The 16,328-nt window shown below is 32.3% G+C and carries 11 protein-coding genes; 2 read left to right on the top strand and 9 right to left on the bottom strand.

Annotation, left to right across the window (positions count from 1 at the left end; all coding sequences use genetic code 11):
* Nucleotides 1-112: 112 nt before the first annotated feature.
* Nucleotides 113-1,339 (bottom strand): GTPase HflX, encoded by a 1,227-nt coding sequence (gene hflX / locus Q1B05_RS03435; protein WP_299777605.1) that lies wholly within the window; start codon nt 1,337-1,339, stop codon nt 113-115.
* Nucleotides 1,340-1,452: 113 nt separating this feature from the next.
* Here hflX and Q1B05_RS03430 point away from each other — a divergent pair, with 113 nt between their 5' ends.
* A complete protein-coding gene (locus tag Q1B05_RS03430) occupies nt 1,453-2,391 on the top strand; it encodes an endonuclease (protein WP_299777603.1) in 939 nt (312 codons plus the stop codon).
* Here the strand turns inward: Q1B05_RS03430 and Q1B05_RS03425 are convergent, their stop codons facing one another.
* Nucleotides 2,392-3,798 carry a DUF5689 domain-containing protein gene (locus tag Q1B05_RS03425; RefSeq protein ID WP_299777601.1) on the bottom strand — a complete coding sequence of 469 codons (1,407 nt, stop codon included), beginning with the start codon at nt 3,796-3,798 and terminating at the stop codon, nt 2,392-2,394.
* Nucleotides 3,799-3,819: 21 nt separating this feature from the next.
* Entirely contained in the window at nt 3,820-6,582 is a 2,763-nt protein-coding gene (locus Q1B05_RS03420; protein ID WP_299777599.1) for a carboxypeptidase-like regulatory domain-containing protein, read from the bottom strand.
* A gap of 105 nt (nt 6,583-6,687) precedes the next feature.
* Here Q1B05_RS03420 and Q1B05_RS03415 point away from each other — a divergent pair, with 105 nt between their 5' ends.
* The gene (locus Q1B05_RS03415) at nt 6,688-7,740 is read left to right on the top strand and encodes an endonuclease/exonuclease/phosphatase family protein (protein WP_299777597.1); all 1,053 of its coding nucleotides are present in this window, start codon (nt 6,688-6,690) and stop codon (nt 7,738-7,740) included.
* A 34-nt stretch (nt 7,741-7,774) separates the two neighbouring features.
* Here Q1B05_RS03415 and Q1B05_RS03410 read toward each other — a convergent pair whose 3' ends face one another.
* The 6 genes from Q1B05_RS03410 to Q1B05_RS03385 all read right to left on the bottom strand — a co-directional run bounded on the left by Q1B05_RS03410 (nt 7,775) and on the right by Q1B05_RS03385 (nt 16,262).
* Nucleotides 7,775-8,218 carry a hypothetical protein gene (locus Q1B05_RS03410; protein WP_299777595.1) on the bottom strand — a complete coding sequence of 148 codons (444 nt, stop codon included), beginning with the start codon at nt 8,216-8,218 and terminating at the stop codon, nt 7,775-7,777.
* Nucleotides 8,219-8,322: 104 nt separating this feature from the next.
* Nucleotides 8,323-9,432, bottom strand: a complete 1,110-nt coding sequence (locus Q1B05_RS03405; protein WP_299777593.1) for a hypothetical protein — start codon at nt 9,430-9,432, stop codon at nt 8,323-8,325.
* An 11-nt stretch (nt 9,433-9,443) separates the two neighbouring features.
* Nucleotides 9,444-11,993, bottom strand: coding sequence for a TonB-dependent receptor (locus tag Q1B05_RS03400; RefSeq protein ID WP_299777591.1), 2,550 nt, complete (start codon nt 11,991-11,993; stop codon nt 9,444-9,446).
* A 159-nt stretch (nt 11,994-12,152) separates the two neighbouring features.
* Nucleotides 12,153-13,799 carry a glucose-6-phosphate isomerase gene (gene pgi / locus Q1B05_RS03395; RefSeq protein WP_299777589.1) on the bottom strand — a complete coding sequence of 549 codons (1,647 nt, stop codon included), beginning with the start codon at nt 13,797-13,799 and terminating at the stop codon, nt 12,153-12,155.
* A gap of 2 nt (nt 13,800-13,801) precedes the next feature.
* On the bottom strand, nt 13,802-15,112 hold the full coding sequence (locus Q1B05_RS03390; protein ID WP_299777587.1) for a peptidoglycan DD-metalloendopeptidase family protein: 1,311 nt from the start codon (nt 15,110-15,112) through the stop codon (nt 13,802-13,804).
* Between the two features lie 364 nt (nt 15,113-15,476).
* Entirely contained in the window at nt 15,477-16,262 is a 786-nt protein-coding gene (locus Q1B05_RS03385) for a DUF3108 domain-containing protein (protein ID WP_299777585.1), read from the bottom strand.
* Nucleotides 16,263-16,328 lie beyond the last annotated feature (66 nt).

Below are 16,328 nucleotides of genomic sequence, written 5' to 3'. Positions count from 1 at the left end.
TATTAATTCTTTTCTACTCACAAGTTAAATAAAATTATCTACGTTAGTTTCAATTTTAAAAAATGTGCTTGAAAATTAACATAAAAAAAAATGCGCTTAATAGCGCATTTTTTTATTCTTCTTCACTTAAATCTAGATCGTCGTAATCTGGATATAAAAATTTATTATAAGGAAAACGCGTAACGTGAATTTCTCGAACTTCATCGTACACTCGTTTTTTAAAATCTTCTAAGTTTTCTTTATTTAAAGCTGAAACGAATAATGCATTATCGCCTAGTTTATTCATCCAAGTACGTTTCCATTCCTCTATAGAATAGTGTGTTGAATTTCGAACTTCTTGTAAATCGGTTTCATCAAAAGGCTCTGCTTCATAGGCATCAATCTTATTAAACACCATTATTGTAGGTTTATCTGCACCTTGTATTTCTCCTAAAATCTTTTCTACAGATGCAATATGATCTTCAAAATTAGGATGCGAAATATCTACAACATGTAGTAACAAATCTGCTTCGCGAACTTCATCTAAAGTACTTTTAAAAGAGTCTACCAATTGGGTTGGTAACTTTCTAATAAACCCAACCGTATCACTTAATAAAAATGGTAAATTATGAATAACTACTTTACGAACTGTTGTATCTAAGGTTGCAAATAATTTATTTTCGGCAAATACGTCACTTTTACTAATAACGTTCATTAATGTCGATTTCCCAACATTGGTATACCCAACTAAAGCCACACGAACCATTGCACCACGATTTCCACGTTGCACAGACATTTGCTTATCTATGGTTTTAATTTTAGCTTTTAATAGCGCTATACGTTCTCTTACAATACGTCTATCTGTTTCTATCTCGGTTTCCCCAGGACCACGCATTCCTATTCCCCCTTTTTGGCGTTCAAGGTGTGTCCACATTCCACGTAAACGTGGTAATAAATACTCGCATTGTGCTAATTCTACCTGCGTTCTTGCGTAACTAGTTTGTGCACGTTGAGCAAAAATATCTAAGATTAAATTAGTTCGATCTAAGACTTTACAATTTAATATTTTACTTATATTTCGTTCTTGAGCAGAAGACAATTCATCATCAAAAATTGCTGTCCCAATATCATTATCTTCTATAAATTGCTGAACATCGGCCATTTTTCCTGTCCCTATAAAAGTTTTAGGATTTGGCACTTCCATTTTCTGAGTAAATCGTTTCATTACTTCACCTCCAGCAGTAAAGGTTAAGAACTCTAATTCATCTAAATATTCTTTAGACTTCTCTTCGTCTTGATCTTTAGTGATGACACCTATTAATACTGCCCGTTCTAAGTTTATATCCTTTTTTTCTAGCATAAATTGATTTAAAGCACAAAGTTACATAATTGTACGCTGATTAATTTTTATATTTTTAAGATTCCTTATTACTTTTTGAAGTCTTATCTTGCCATAGAAATTTACACCATTACATGAAAACTATTGCCTTTTTTAATTTAGAAAATTTATTCGACATCACCAACGATCCAACTATAAACGATAATGATTTTTTATCGACATCTGAAAAGCGCTGGAACTTAAAACGATACGAAAACAAATTGTTTAAATTAGGGTTTGCAATATCTAATATTGGAAAAAACGAAACGGGAACACACCCTGCAATTGTTGGTGTTGCTGAAGTTGAAAACGCAAAAGTGATTCAAGATCTTTTAGATTCTGAACATTTAAAAGACATTCCCTATGGTTTTGTTCATTATAATTCTCCCGATGAACGTGGTATTGATGTCGCTTTTATTTATGATAAAACACAATTTGAAGTTACAGATTCTGCACCTTATTCTATTGTTTTAATGGATGATAATGGTCTTGCTGACTATACTAGAGATATTTTACGTGTTTCTGGTATTTTTGATGGCGAACCCATGCATTTTTTAGTAAATCACTGGCCTTCTAAAAACGAAGAATCGAACGCTCCAAAACGCATGGAAGTTTCTAATAAAGCTACTGAAATTATTGAAGGACTTAAAGCTGAAAATCCAAATGCAAAAATTATTGTGATGGGCGATTTTAACGATAATTCTGCAAGTGAAAGTGTGCAAGCTTTGGTAAATAATAATGCACTTTTTAATCCGATGGAAAGCCTCACTTCTTTTGAACGTGGTAGTATAAATTATAGATTTAAGTGGGATGTATTCGATCAGTTTATGTTAACTCATAATTTTCTTGATCACAAACCGGGCACTCATAATTTTGATACTGCAGATATTTTTGATGCCGATTTTTTAAAACAATACAAAGGAAAATATAAAGGCCAGCCATTTAGAACATATGTTGGAAAAACCTACAAAGGTGGTTATAGTGACCATTTCCCAGTGTATTTATTATTAAGAAATGTTCCCGTAGTTATTTAACTATTTTTCGGTTAACACTCTAAGATCATCTAATTGATAGGAACCATCTAATGCTTCATTAGTTCCTGAACCTGTGACTTTAAATGCGACATATAATGTTCCTTTATATTGAGAAATATCGATCAATCCAGAATCTTTAAACGCATACCATTCATCGTATTTAGTTGGTACTTTTGCGTCTATTTCAGTCCAAGTAGCATTAAGCACATCTACACCGTTGAAGTCTGTAGACACTAAAACTTCAATTTTATTTCTTACAGATGTAACATGGTGTTGTCCCATTTTAAAGTTAAGAAATTCATTTAAATACAAATCCATATTTATACTAGGAGAAATTAGCCAAGCAACATTCTGAGTATCGGTTGCGCCAAAAGTTCCAAATTCGGCATAACCATTTTTACTATAGATTTGCTCTGTCCAAAGCACTTGTCCACGTTCAGAAAAGTTAATCCATCCTTCGGTATCTAGAATATCTTCATCTACGGCATCATTAAAAGTTTCTTCGAAGATTATAGTAAAACCGTCTGCATTTAAAGGTGTACAACGCGGATTATTTAGAATAACGTCTTTGGTATCATTTAATAGAAGAACAAAATCATCACCTCCATAACTTTTAGAAATTATACCTTTTATTGTGCCGTTTAGAGTTGGTAAAATTTCATTTTTAAACGAAGAAAACGAACTTGTTTCTAAAATAAATTCCTCGTAACCAAAACCTTCACAACGTTGCATTTTTAGTTGGGTATCAAAATCATCTATAGCATTAAAATACGATTGCCCTTCTAGATTTTCTGGAAATTCCACATTATCAATGGCTATAAACATACCAATATAATTCTCATTAATATCTGAAAAATTCAAATTCAGAGGTGTTATTTCAATAGTTTCTGAAGACCTAAACACATGCGTTTTAATTTGATTTTCGGTTAATAAACCGACTCGACTACCATCTTCTGCACCTCCAATAGCTAGAACCTCTGAGGCTGTTTCTCCTAAATATAAATCTTGTAAAGACACATATATTTCTCTACCTAGATTAAACTGATTATAAGAATCGACCTGATTTAAAACAATATTTATTGCTGCCGTTGGATTACTAGGCTGATCTTGAATATATACTTCCTTATAGAAATTTCCTGTTTTATCAGACGATGTTACATAACCTTTCACCACACTATTTGATACAAACGGAATAACCTCACCAGCGACAAATTGTTGTTTTAAAGAGGCAATAGAAATTTCGGTAATTGTTCCTTCTTCTATACCCTCAAGTATTGTATTTAAAGCTTCGTTTTCATCTTCATTTAAATGTTTTGGCACAGAAAAATCATCGTCTTGAACACACGACATTAATCCTACTAAAAGAAGAACAGTTAAAATCCGATTTATATTTCTTATCCTTTTCATCTTCAAAAAATTTAATATTTATTAAAATCTAATATTTACATTAGCAAAATACGTGGCGCCACGACCATACCAATATTTAGGGCCAAACACACGAATAGGGTTTTCATTATCGGCTTTCAACTCTCTATAATTTGCATTTCTACCTTGTTCAAACCCGCCAGTTTTATAGAGATTATCTAATAAATTGTTAACGCTTACAAATAGGCCGAGGTAATATTTATCAATCTTCCACGATTTTCCACCAATTAAATTCACCACCAAATAATCATCAAATCGTTCTTGTTTTAAAAGTTGTTTGGCCACATTTTCATCGTAATCATTAAAGGGCAAGCCGTCGTCATCTAAATAAAAATTTGACGTTCTTGTTAGCGGACTCACATCTACGTAAGTATTATTCATATAATTAATAGTTGCACCAAACCACCAATAATCGGGATCACTATATTCAAATCCAAAAGAAATTGCCGATTGCGGTCCGCCTGCAACTTTATAATTTTTAAGGTTAGCAGCTCCAAAATTTATAGCACCATCTTCAGTTACAAAACTAGACGAGGTTAAATATAAATTTGGATTGTTATTATAAGTGTATTGCCCAGAAGATGCAGCTGCTTTTAACTTAAAAGATGAAGTTAATTTCGCTTCTATTCCAAATTCTAAACCAAAATGAAGTGTATTTACATTGTGGAGCACTTCTTGTACAAAGGCAGATGTTTCATTAAACTCGATTCCTGCAGATGTTAGTCCGTCTGCATAATAAAAACCAATTTCATTGCTTCCTCTTTTATCAATATAAAATCCAGTTAGCTTAGACGTTATAATACGAGATCTGTAAATATAATTTATATCGGCAGCCATTATATGCTGTTCTGAAATTCCTTTTACTACATTATTATTCTCTCTAGGATTAGAAAATGAATTTTGAATATTTGGAGCTTCAGTAAGATAAGCTGCATGAAAATCTAGAACATGTTTTGCCGAAAACTTATATGTTACACCTCCCTTAATTCCATAACCTAAAAAACTTAAGGCTTCACTTTTACCCAAGGAATTATCCTGAAAAGCTTCATTTTGAAATAATCCTTCGCGTTGATAATTAGTATGACTTGCATTAATCGCTAGAAAATAATCGAGCGTTTTATATTTAAATTGTGCTTGAGCAAAACCAGAAAAGACGTTAGCATGCATGTTATAATTATACTTAATCTTACCGCCTTTACCAACTAACGCATTTGGATTTTGTAAATTGTATTGCCAACCATCAAAAGCATCTACATTTAAATAATTTAAAGCCCCTAAAAGATCTAGTATCTCAGCAAAATTAGCAGATTGCAATTGAGAATAATTCAAAGCGCCACTTAGTAAAATATGGTCATTAATTTCTGTGTTTAAAATAGAATTTATAGTGAACTGATTATCATCTGTACGATCTTCGTACAACACAAAAGCAGCTTCTATACCTTGATTGGCATTGGTTGAATTAGCATCGTACATCCGATTCCAATCTATTTGACCATTATTAATAAACTCCTGTTCTGCGAGATAAGCATTGGTATAATCAGGTCCGGAAGCTTCTGCTAAATAATAACTTGGTAATTTCTGATAGTATGCAGCACTCGGGTTTCCGCCACCAGGATAATCTAAACGACTATGCCCTTGTTTTCCAAATGTATAACTCATATTTGTTTGAAGTTCTGTATCTGAGTTTATATCCCAATAATGACTCAGCATTAAAATGGGTTGGGAGATATCTTTAACTCTAGAATTTCGTTTTTCACCATCCTGATAGCCCCAATATTCGTTATATTTAATATCTCGTAAATCGAAAACCTCTTGTGTATTTGGCGACGATTTACCGCGACGATTTGGTGTATAAAACCCAGTAAAATTTAGACTTTGTTTTTTGCTTAATTTCTTTTCAACCGAAACAAAAAAAGAATTGGCATCATAAAACGTAGCATCTTGGTATCCTTCTTTTCCCCAACGCCTACCAATAGAAAGCGCATACGCCCAACCATTTTTAACCAAACCAGAAGCATAGCTAGCCATTAATCGATTAGAATAACTTCGGTTGGAAGAGGTATAAGTCAGTCGGCCACCTTGACGATATTTCGAAGCGCGAGTACTAATATTTGTAGTTCCTAAAACACCTCCAAAATTAAGCGTAGAAGCTTCTAAACCATAATTAAATTCCTGATTTCTTAAGACATCGTTTATTCCGCCCCAATTACTCCATTGCATTCTCCCATTAAACATAGAATTCATTTCTATGCCGTTTATTAAAAGGTTACCTTCACTAGAGTCTAGGCCTCGTATTTTAAAGAAAGAACTACTAAACTCGAACGCTGCTGTACGCTGAAAAACATCTTTAGACGCTTGTAATAAGCCTGAAATATTATCGGATGCACTTGTATCATCATTCAATTCATCGTCTGTTAAAATAATAGTATATACATCTAAATTAGAAGTTGCATCAACTTGCAGAAACATATCGTCTATACGTAATGGAACACCTTCATTTATTATGATTGGATAGCGTTTATCAACATACCCTACTTTAGAGAGTTTAAGAATATAGTCCCCAATAAGATTTATCTGCTTTAATTGAAATTGACCTAAACTATCTGTTTCTGTATTATAAATAGTGCTTTCAATTTCAATTGAAACATGATTAAGAGGATGTAAAGACACAGCATCTTTTACGCTTCCAGAAACGTTTTGATTTTGGGCCAAAACAGATTGAAAAGACAAAACAAAACACAAACTTGCTAGAACAAAAACCTTCATAGAATCAATTTAAAATCTATTACTTTCTAGCTATCAATTACTTAAGGAGTTATAATTTATAAATTTTATTAATAAAAACCTATCTTTATGTTTATATTTTTATTTATGAAATCAAATTTTAAATCTATTTATCTTCTAACATGTATTGTTTGTTCTTCTTTATTATCTGCACAAGACAAAGCATTTACAATACATACCGTAGCGTTTTACAATCTTGAAAATTTATTCGATATTGAAAACAACCCTATAACTTTTGATGAAAGTAGTCCAATTATGGAGTTAGCAGACAACCGGGCAGAAGTATATGCTATGAAAATAAAAAACATGTCTAAAGTTATTTCAAAGATTGGTTTTGAAACCACTCATAATGTACCAGTGATTTTAGGAGTTTCAGAGGTTGAAAACAAGAACGTTCTAGAAGATATTACAAACGATTCCTTACTGGTTAAATATAATTATGGTATTATACACTTTGACTCACCTGATCGTCGTGGTATTGATGTTGGATTATTATATCAGAAAAAAATATTTACCCCAACGGCAACATCTAATTATGCTTTACATTTAAAAGATGAAATTACAGGAAAGCCAATTTATACTAGAGATCAATTAGTTGTTAGCGGACTTTTAGAGACTGATTTAATTCATATTATTGTGAATCACTGGCCTTCTAGACGCGGTGGAGAAACAAAAAGCAACACTAAACGTATTGCTGCGGCTAAACTTAATAAACACATTATAGACTCGCTACAAACCATAAATCCATACGCGAAAATAATTAGTATGGGTGATTTTAATGATGACCCAACAAACGATAGTTTTAAAAAAGTATTAAACACAAAGAAAAAGAAACGAAAAGTGGGTTTAAAGGGCATTTACAATCCTATGGAACAACTTTATAGTGATGGGTTTGGCACAACTGCATATCGTGACAAATGGAGTCTTTTCGATCAAATTTTAGTAACTAAACCGTTATTAGAATCCGATTTTAGTTCGTATCGATTTTATAAAGCTGGTATTTTTAATGCTCGGTTTCTAATTACTAAAACGGGAACTTATAAAGGATATCCATTTAGAAGTTTTGGGTACGAAGGTTTCACTAATGGTTATAGTGATCATTTTCCAGTATATATCTACGTTATAAAAGCAAAAGATTAAACACAAAAAAAGCGACTAAAAAGCCGCTTATAATTTATAATCCTAACCATATACTCCATGGAATTCTTGATAACAAGAGAATTAAACCAATAGCATAAAATATAGAAATAGTTTTAAATTTTGCGTGAGACGATAATTTCGCTTTATGTTTAGAATAGCCCATTGTAATAAATACAAGTGCTATAATATTAATAACCGGATGTTCTATTAAATACAATCTACTAATAGAATCTTTCATAACTCCACCAATACCTAATTCACTAAACAATGATAATCTTGGAGACACTACATATAAAATGATTCCGATTAATAATTGAATGTGAGATACAATTATGGTAAACAAAGCCAGTCTAAAATCTTTAGGACCATATTCCTTTTTACCAACATATTTAACAATACTATTAACTGTAGCAATAATTAAAACGGCTAAGACTAAAAATGCCCAATAGGAATGTAAATTTAGAATTACATTATACATGATGATGATTTTTTATTTTATTAAAAGCAAATGTAAGCAATTTAACGGCATAAAAAAACCATGTATTTCTACATGGTTTTAATTTATATAAGTTGAAAATTGGATTATTCATTAATTACCCAAACTCCATCTGTTTTTATTAAAGACATACTTTCGGTAGTATTTGTACCGTTGTAAATATCGTAAGTCATTAAGTATTTTTGATCATCTGCGGCACTAGGATCATTATTGTCTAATAAGATAGCCATTGCTGTTTCAATCATATCTAAGCTCCAGTAATTTGAGTTACCTTCTCTTCTATCAAAGTTTCCGTAGTTACCCATACTTTCTGCTGGACCTTCAAAACCTGATACAGATATTAATTGAGAAGACATATAAGTGTAGTCTGCAGAAGCTACAGTATACTTAATTGTATTGTCTGGCACCCAAGTATCACCATCGTGACCAAATTGTAAAGATGATGAAACTACAGATGAAACTGCATTCCAAGATGAACCGTCAAATACATAAGGAACTAAGTTCATTTCGTTATCAGCTCCACTTACATATAATTCATACATAGTTACAACACTATCATCTTCCATAGCGTAAGGAAATAATGTTTTTAAGTACACAGAAATGTTAAATTCTGCAACATCCTCATTTGAGAAGTTAGCATAGGTTTGTTCCATTGCATTATAATCTTCAATAGAAAACTGAGTAATCATCTCCCATGCATCTAAAAGAATAAAACTATTTGTTACCTCTGTTGTAGATCCTGATGCATAGTATAAGTAAGTTAACTCAACTAAATCACCTCTTACTGCATCTGGATACTTGTACATAAGTAATGTTGTCATATCTCCAGCACTATCAAAGTTACCATAAGTAAATCCTAATGTATCGTAATCATCTTCAGTTACTGTGTAAGCTGTAGTAGATTTAATGCTGTTAGACTTGTACAAATCGTAAGTTACTAATACTGAAGATCCTTTTCCCCAGATAGAATATGTATCAGATAAAAATCCTGGTATTAATTCTTTAGCTTGATCTTCTGTATCGAAACTGCTAAAACTTAAACCCATTGCTGTATAATCGTCAGCAACTAATGTATAGTCTTCACTTCCAACTATAGGAGTCTCAACACTATCAAGGTCGTTGTAAATATCTTCCATAGGATCACAACTCGTGAACATTGCACCTACAGCTAATAATAAAAATATTAATTTTTTCATTTTATTTTTTTTTAAAAGTTAAGCTTAGCTCCAATACTAAACGTTCTTCCTGCACCATAATATACAAGAGCAGTGTTTGCTGTAGAACCTGTACCATCGTTAGCATCAGATATGTACTCTACATTAAAAATGTTGTTCATTCTAGCTAATAAACGCACATCAAATGGTCCCATATCAAAATTATGAGATAAACCTAAATCGAATAATGAGTAAGCGGGAGCTTTCCATGCATCTGGAGCACCTGCAGTACCTCTATCACTAGGATCATAAGCAGCATATAAATTATCGTAGTAGTTATAATCTAACATTAAGTTAGTTCTCTCCATGATTTCGTAATTAGCACCTAAAGCAAAAGTTGTTTGAGCAGCATCACCTACATGTAAGTCTTCAATGTATAAATCTACTGTTTCAATTAAGTTTTGTTCTTCATCATAGATTTCAACACCTTCTAAGTTGTTATCCCATCTCCAGTCTCCTAAAGACATCATACCTGTAACTCTTAATCTATCAGTTGGTCTGTATGTGAAATCAACTTCAATACCTTGGTGAATAGCATTTACTCCTAAAAGGTTAGCAGTAGAGCTTGTTCCGTCTGGTTGATTGAACGTATACGTTTCTGTTCTATCATCCCAAGTTGTTCTGTATAAGTTTATGTTAGCAGTTAATTTTTGAGATCTGTAACCATAACCTAATTCCATACTAAAGATTTTCTGATTTTCAGCATCTGGATTAATGTTTTCATTATCAAAACCAATAAATACACCGTCAAAACCAGCAGCTTTTTCGAAGTAACCAATGTTAGCAAACACATTGTGGTTGTCTGTTAAGTTGTAGTTTGCACCCCCTTTAGCCATATAGCCAAAAAAGTCGTACCAGTCTGTTTCTTGATCTGGATCGCTATCTAAATAGTTAAAGTAATCGATACGTTTGTAAGATGTATTAGATCCTGAAAGCGAAACGAAAGCAGAAAGATCATCTTTAGAATATTCTACTTGACCAAAAACTCCTAACCAGTTTACTAAACCATCGTTATTGTAAGACCATTTGTCTCCTACTTTGTATGTTGCATTTGGGTTATTTACATCTGCATCATCTGCATAAAACTGACCTCCTAATAAATCTGTTACTTCTGAGAAGTGAATTCCTTTGTACGTTCTTAAATCTACACCTCCAATTAACACAATATCGTCAGTGATTTGAGTATCTAAAGTAGATAATAAACCGTACCAGTTATGGTCGTTACGAGATGCTCTTAAAATAGTTTCAGAACCATAAGCCCCTTGAGCCTCATTTTCGTCTACAATTTTATCGAAATCTACAGGGCCATATAATCCAGTTCTGTAATCACTAACACCATCAGTTCCAAGTCCGAATTTGTTAGTTCCAGAGTAACCACCTCCACCACCAGATCCGAATGATGCGTATAACACCGTAGATAAAGTTGTTTTATCAGAGATATTCCAATAGTGATTTAAAGATATTTGTGGTTTGTGGTAAAAGTTATCTTCTTGATGCGTTACCTGACCATTTTTATAACCCCAGTCTGCGTTAAAACGCTTACCACTATCTGTTGCTCTATAAGTAGAGATTAATTGTCTATTTTGTCTTTGTCCGTGACGTTGAGTCGCTCCAAAAGCAGTAAAAGATAATTTATGATCTTCACCAATTTGTTTTGAAATGTTTAAGAAGTAAGACACAGCATTAAACTCTGTACCATCTACATAACCATTACCGTCTGTTTTATAAGCAGAAACCGTAGCAGCAAAACCATTATCCATTAAACCTGTTGAATATGTTGCTCCGAATTTTAAGTATCCATCGTTAGCAACAGATGTCCCTATAGAACCACCTTCTTCAATATCAGTAGTTTTAGAAATAATGTTAATTGTACCTCCAATAGAAGGAACCGCTACTTTAGAAGCACCTAAACCACGTTGTACTTGCATAGAACTAGTTACGTCTGAAAGACCTGCCCAGTTACTCCAGTAAACAGCACCATTTTCCATGTCGTTTACAGGTACACCATTAATCATAACAGCTACGTTGTCTGATTCAAAACCTCTTAAGTTAATACGACCATCACCAAAACCACCACCGGATTTAGTTGCGTAAACTCCAGGAGTAGATTTTAAAATTTCAGGAAATTCTTGAGTTCCTAATTTTAATTCAATCTCTTCAGATCTAATAGTAGATACTGCAACAGGAGTTTTTCTGTCTACTGCTACAGAAGCAATAATTTGAACTTCATCTAAACCAAATTCGCTAGATTCTAATTTAATTTTACCTAAATCTACATTCCCTGAAACAGGAACTTCTTTAGATAAATAACCGATGTAAGAAATAACGATTACAGCATCTGTTTTAGTTGTCTGTAAAGTAAACTTTCCATCGAAATCACTTGAAACACCATTTTTTGTTCCTTTTTCCACGATGTTAACACCAGGTAAAGGCAAGTTGGAATCAGGATCTACTGTAGTTCCTGTAACAATACTTTGAGCAAAAGACACAGTACTAATCACCATGAAAATTGCAAAAAATAAGTTTTGTTTAATGTTCTTCATTTTTGTTATTTGAGATTAATTTTACATCTGCAAAAATAGACCTATTTAATAATCTATTATTACCTAAATGTTAAGATTTTTAACAGAACGCAATGTACTGATAATCTAACAAATAAAAAAAACGAAGAACTTTTAGGATAAAATTTGCGTCTTTATAATTTATTGACGCTGTTTTTTATAATAATTTAAAAGATTAAGAGTAGAGCTGTCATGTTCGTAATTTTCGGCATCATCAAACTCTTTCAAAATTTTATTTGCAAGCTGTTTTCCTAGCTCTACGCCCCATTGATCGTAGCTAAAAATGTTCCAAATCACCCCTTGAACAAAGATTTTATGCTCATACATAGCTATTAATTTCCCTAAACTTTTAGGCGTAAGTTTCTTAATAAAAATGGTATTTGTAGGTTTATTCCCTTCAAAAATTTTAAATGGAAGTAAGCTTAATTTTTCTTTTTCAGATAAATTTTGAGTTTCCATTTCTGCTAAAACTTCATCTTTAGTTTTACCATGAAGAAGCGCTTCGGGTTGTGCTAAGAAATTAGACATTAATTTATCTTGATGATCTGTATTGCCATGTAAAGATTCTACATATCCAATAAAATCTGCAGGAATTAATTTAGTTCCCTGATGAATTAATTGAAAAAATGCATGTTGAGAATTTGTTCCTGGTTCTCCCCAAATCAAAGTACCTGTTTGGTAATTTACACGATCTCCGTTTCTGTCGATACTCTTACCATTACTTTCCATAATACCTTGTTGAAGATATGTAGCAAACTGTGTTAAGTATTGGCTATAACCAATAACCGCTTCACTTTCTGCTTTAAAGAAATTGTTATACCAAACGCTTAATAATGCGAGAACAACAGGTATATTTTTATCGAATTCTGTAGTTCTAAAATGCTCGTCCATATCGTGAGCACCTTCTAATAAACTTTCAAAATTCTTATAACCAACTGCTAAACTAATAGTTAAACCAACCGCACTCCATAAAGAGAAACGACCACCAACCCAGTTCCACATTGGAAAAATGTTTGCTTCGTTAATTCCGAATGCTTTTACCTTTTCAATATTAGTAGATACTGCTACAAAATGACTAGCAACGGCGTCTTGATTAGCATGTTCTAAAAACCAAGTACGTAAGGTATTTGCATTAGATAATGTTTCTTGAGTTGTAAATGTTTTAGACACGATTACAAATAAGGTAGTTTCTGGATCTAAAACTTTAATAACTTCGTTTACATGATCACCATCTACATTACTTACAAAATGCGTTGTTAATTGATTTTTATAATATTGTAATGATTCTACAACCATCGCAGGACCAAGATCCGATCCTCCAATACCAATATTAACAACATCTGTAAACGGTTTTCCTGTAAACCCTTTTAATTCACCATTTACTACTTTATTAGTAAACGTTTCAATTTCTGCTTTTACACGGTAAATTTCTGGCATTACATTTTCGCCATCAACCATAACTTTAGCCGATTCTGGAGCTCTTAATGCGGTATGCAATACAGCTCTGCCTTCGGTTTCGTTTATAACATCTCCAGAAAAATAACTTTTCATCGCATCTTTCAGCTTCACCTCATCTGCTAATTCTAGCAAAAGCGTCTTCGTTTTTTCTGTAATTCTATTTTTTGAAAAATCTACAAAAAAGTCATCCCATATAATGGTATTATCACTTGCTCGATTTGGATCGTTAGCAAATAAATCTTTCATGTGTGTGTCTTGGATGTCTTCAAAATGCTTTTGAAGATTTTTCCATGCTTGGGTTGTTGTTGGGTTAATTGTTGGTAAGGCCATAATTAATATGCTTGTGTTATTAAATTTTGCTCTTCTTGTAATTTGTTTCCTTCCGAAAAAGGTATCGCATCCATCTGAACTTTAATAGGTTTAATATATTCTAAATATTCTTCTTTTAAGTCTTCTGAAATAGGTTCTGCAGCCGGCAATTTCTGTTTAAATGGATCTACTTGCTCTCCATTTTTCCAAAAACGATAACATACGTGAGGTCCAGAGGTATTTCCAGTCATACCAACCCAACCAATAACATCGCCTTGTTTTACAAAATCGCCAACTTTAACTTTACGTTTTTGCATATGAAGATATTGTGTTTCATACACTTTATTATGACGAATTTTGACATAGTTTCCGTTTCCTCCGGTATAACTAGATTTAGTTACTTTACCATTTGCAGTTGCAACAATAGGTGTACCAATATTAGCAGCAAAGTCTGTTCCTTTATGTGGACGAACTCTATTACCATATAAAGCAATACGTCTGTTTAAATTATAACGTGATGAAATACGCTTATATTCTACAGGTGCTTTTAAAAATGCACGGCGTAATGTTTTGGCTTGATCATTATAAAAATCTGTAGTACCAAGAACGGAATCTGTTTCAAATTCGAAGGCGTAAAAAGGCTCTGTATTATGTTCAAAATAAGCCGCTTTTATTTTATCTATTCCTGCATAAATGGTATCGTCTATATATTTATCTGTATAAATAACTTTAAAACGATCGCCTTTTTGAAGTCTTGTAAAGTCGATAGTCCACGCATAAATATCAGACATTTTATATGCTAGAATTAAACTTAAACCATCGTCGGCTAGTGTTTGAGAAATATTACTATTAATAATTCCTGAATATTCCTTCTCTACATATTTAATGGGTTTTCTACTTGTATAGGCATGAATAGTATCCTGAAAGTTTACTACAACATATTCTTCTTTACTAGGTTGATATATGAAACACTTTGGAGTTTCTAAAGAATCTTTAGCACAAAGTAATGTATAAGGTTTTCCGATTTGAATTTTTCTAATATCGAAACTATCTCTTGCTTTTTCTGCAATTTGATAAATTTTAGAAAACCCAATATTATTGCGTTCCAAAATCTGACCAAAACTATCTCCCGACTTAATGGTATCTCGTTTTACAATAAAGTCGTTTAAATTAAAACCAAATTCGTAAACATCGGGGACTGCTATATTTTCGGCTACGGCTAAATCTGTTTTTAAATCTTGTTTAGGCTCGTCTTTACAACTTGTTACCCCTAGTGTAGCTGCGAAAATAATTACACACCCTTTCACCAATCTTATCATTCTTGTTTGGTCCATAAATCTGGAAAAATATTTTTTTTATTTTTTTTGTTTGCTTGAGTATTATTACTCTTCAAAATTCAGGCTAAACCTAAAGCCTCTTTTAATAACATATATTGTTATTTACCAGCATAAACAACAGCATAAAATTGCACAAAGATTATGCCTGTTTTACAATTCTGCTAAATTAATAAATTCATTGTGGTTACAGTGTTCTAAAACTGTTAATAAATAAGTAAGCACAGGTAATAATCCTTTTTATTACCATGTATTTAAACTTATACTTAAAAAGATTATCTCTAGCCCTTACACCTTAAGCCAACTTAATACCTTTTCACCTAGGAAGACTTCAGAACTTAAAAAAATAAAAAAAGGATATTAACTATGGTTTTACAATAATATTAAACGGATGTATAAGTCCTTTAAACGCTGTTAAATCTGCACGTAAAGAACCAACCGCTAAATCTGCTTTTACGCGTAATGGTAATTTATTTTTATCGTTAGAAACCCAAAGCGTTAAACTTTCTTCTTCTTTAAACACACGACCTGCCATAACATACGGTCTGAATTTTAAAGATGCGATATTACCAAACTCGGTTTCTATAACTTCTTCTCCTAGATATTTTAATTTGAAAGCATAATTTTCTTCATCAAAAAACATATTTACCTCAACCTCATCATTTTTTTTAAGATTTTTTATATCGAGTTCATTACGTAAATAATAAAATGTCGAGACCATATCTTGAACATCTGCCTTGGTATCTATAGTTTTATGTGTGTTCTTTTTTTTATTGTGAACGAAAGCTTTGTTCTGAGATTTATCAAACTCAATTTCTATATTTTTAGTATGCCCACCTTCATCAATTTTTCTAACAAATTTATAGGGAGAATAGTCTTTTTTATCAATGTAAGTTTCATAGCGATCATCGACCATAAAAAACCATTTTATAGGGCCTGTAGTCCATCCTTTACCAACAATATGATATACGGGTTTGCCTTTATAATAATTATCTTTTACTTCTATAGTTGCATATCCTGCTTTGAAAAAACCACTATAACTCATTTCAAATTTAAACCATTCGCCTGCATCGAAAGCACTTTCATTCTGCGCCCTAAGATTAAGAGTCGCACTGCTAACTAAAAATAAAATGATATAAAAATTTCTCATACTTGTTTTCTAAATTGCAACTAAAGGTTCTGCTATTTTAGTTGTTGTTGAACCACCTAATAACAA

This window comes from uncultured Formosa sp., from assembly GCF_947500765.1.
Classification (GTDB): Bacteria; Bacteroidota; Bacteroidia; order Flavobacteriales; family Flavobacteriaceae; genus Formosa.
Note: the sequence above shows the minus strand (reverse complement) of the source record. Positions and strands in the feature narration are given on the sequence as shown.

What these genes read in the sequence shown, in the direction of transcription:
- Q1B05_RS03420 (WP_299777599.1), bottom strand. Translation starts at nt 6,582, where the DNA reads ATGAAGGTTTTTGTTCTAGCAAGTTTGTGTTTTGTTTTGTCTTTTCAA.
- hflX (WP_299777605.1), bottom strand. Translation starts at nt 1,339, where the DNA reads ATGCTAGAAAAAAAGGATATAAACTTAGAACGGGCAGTATTAATAGGT.
- Q1B05_RS03405 (WP_299777593.1), bottom strand. Translation starts at nt 9,432, where the DNA reads ATGAAAAAATTAATATTTTTATTATTAGCTGTAGGTGCAATGTTCACG.
- Q1B05_RS03400 (WP_299777591.1), bottom strand. Translation starts at nt 11,993, where the DNA reads ATGAAGAACATTAAACAAAACTTATTTTTTGCAATTTTCATGGTGATT.
- Q1B05_RS03390 (WP_299777587.1), bottom strand. Translation starts at nt 15,112, where the DNA reads ATGGACCAAACAAGAATGATAAGATTGGTGAAAGGGTGTGTAATTATT.
- Q1B05_RS03430 (WP_299777603.1), top strand. Translation starts at nt 1,453, where the DNA reads ATGAAAACTATTGCCTTTTTTAATTTAGAAAATTTATTCGACATCACC.
- pgi (WP_299777589.1), bottom strand. Translation starts at nt 13,799, where the DNA reads ATGGCCTTACCAACAATTAACCCAACAACAACCCAAGCATGGAAAAAT.
- Q1B05_RS03415 (WP_299777597.1), top strand. Translation starts at nt 6,688, where the DNA reads ATGAAATCAAATTTTAAATCTATTTATCTTCTAACATGTATTGTTTGT.
- Q1B05_RS03425 (WP_299777601.1), bottom strand. Translation starts at nt 3,798, where the DNA reads ATGAAAAGGATAAGAAATATAAATCGGATTTTAACTGTTCTTCTTTTA.
- Q1B05_RS03385 (WP_299777585.1), bottom strand. Translation starts at nt 16,262, where the DNA reads ATGAGAAATTTTTATATCATTTTATTTTTAGTTAGCAGTGCGACTCTT.
- Q1B05_RS03410 (WP_299777595.1), bottom strand. Translation starts at nt 8,218, where the DNA reads ATGTATAATGTAATTCTAAATTTACATTCCTATTGGGCATTTTTAGTC.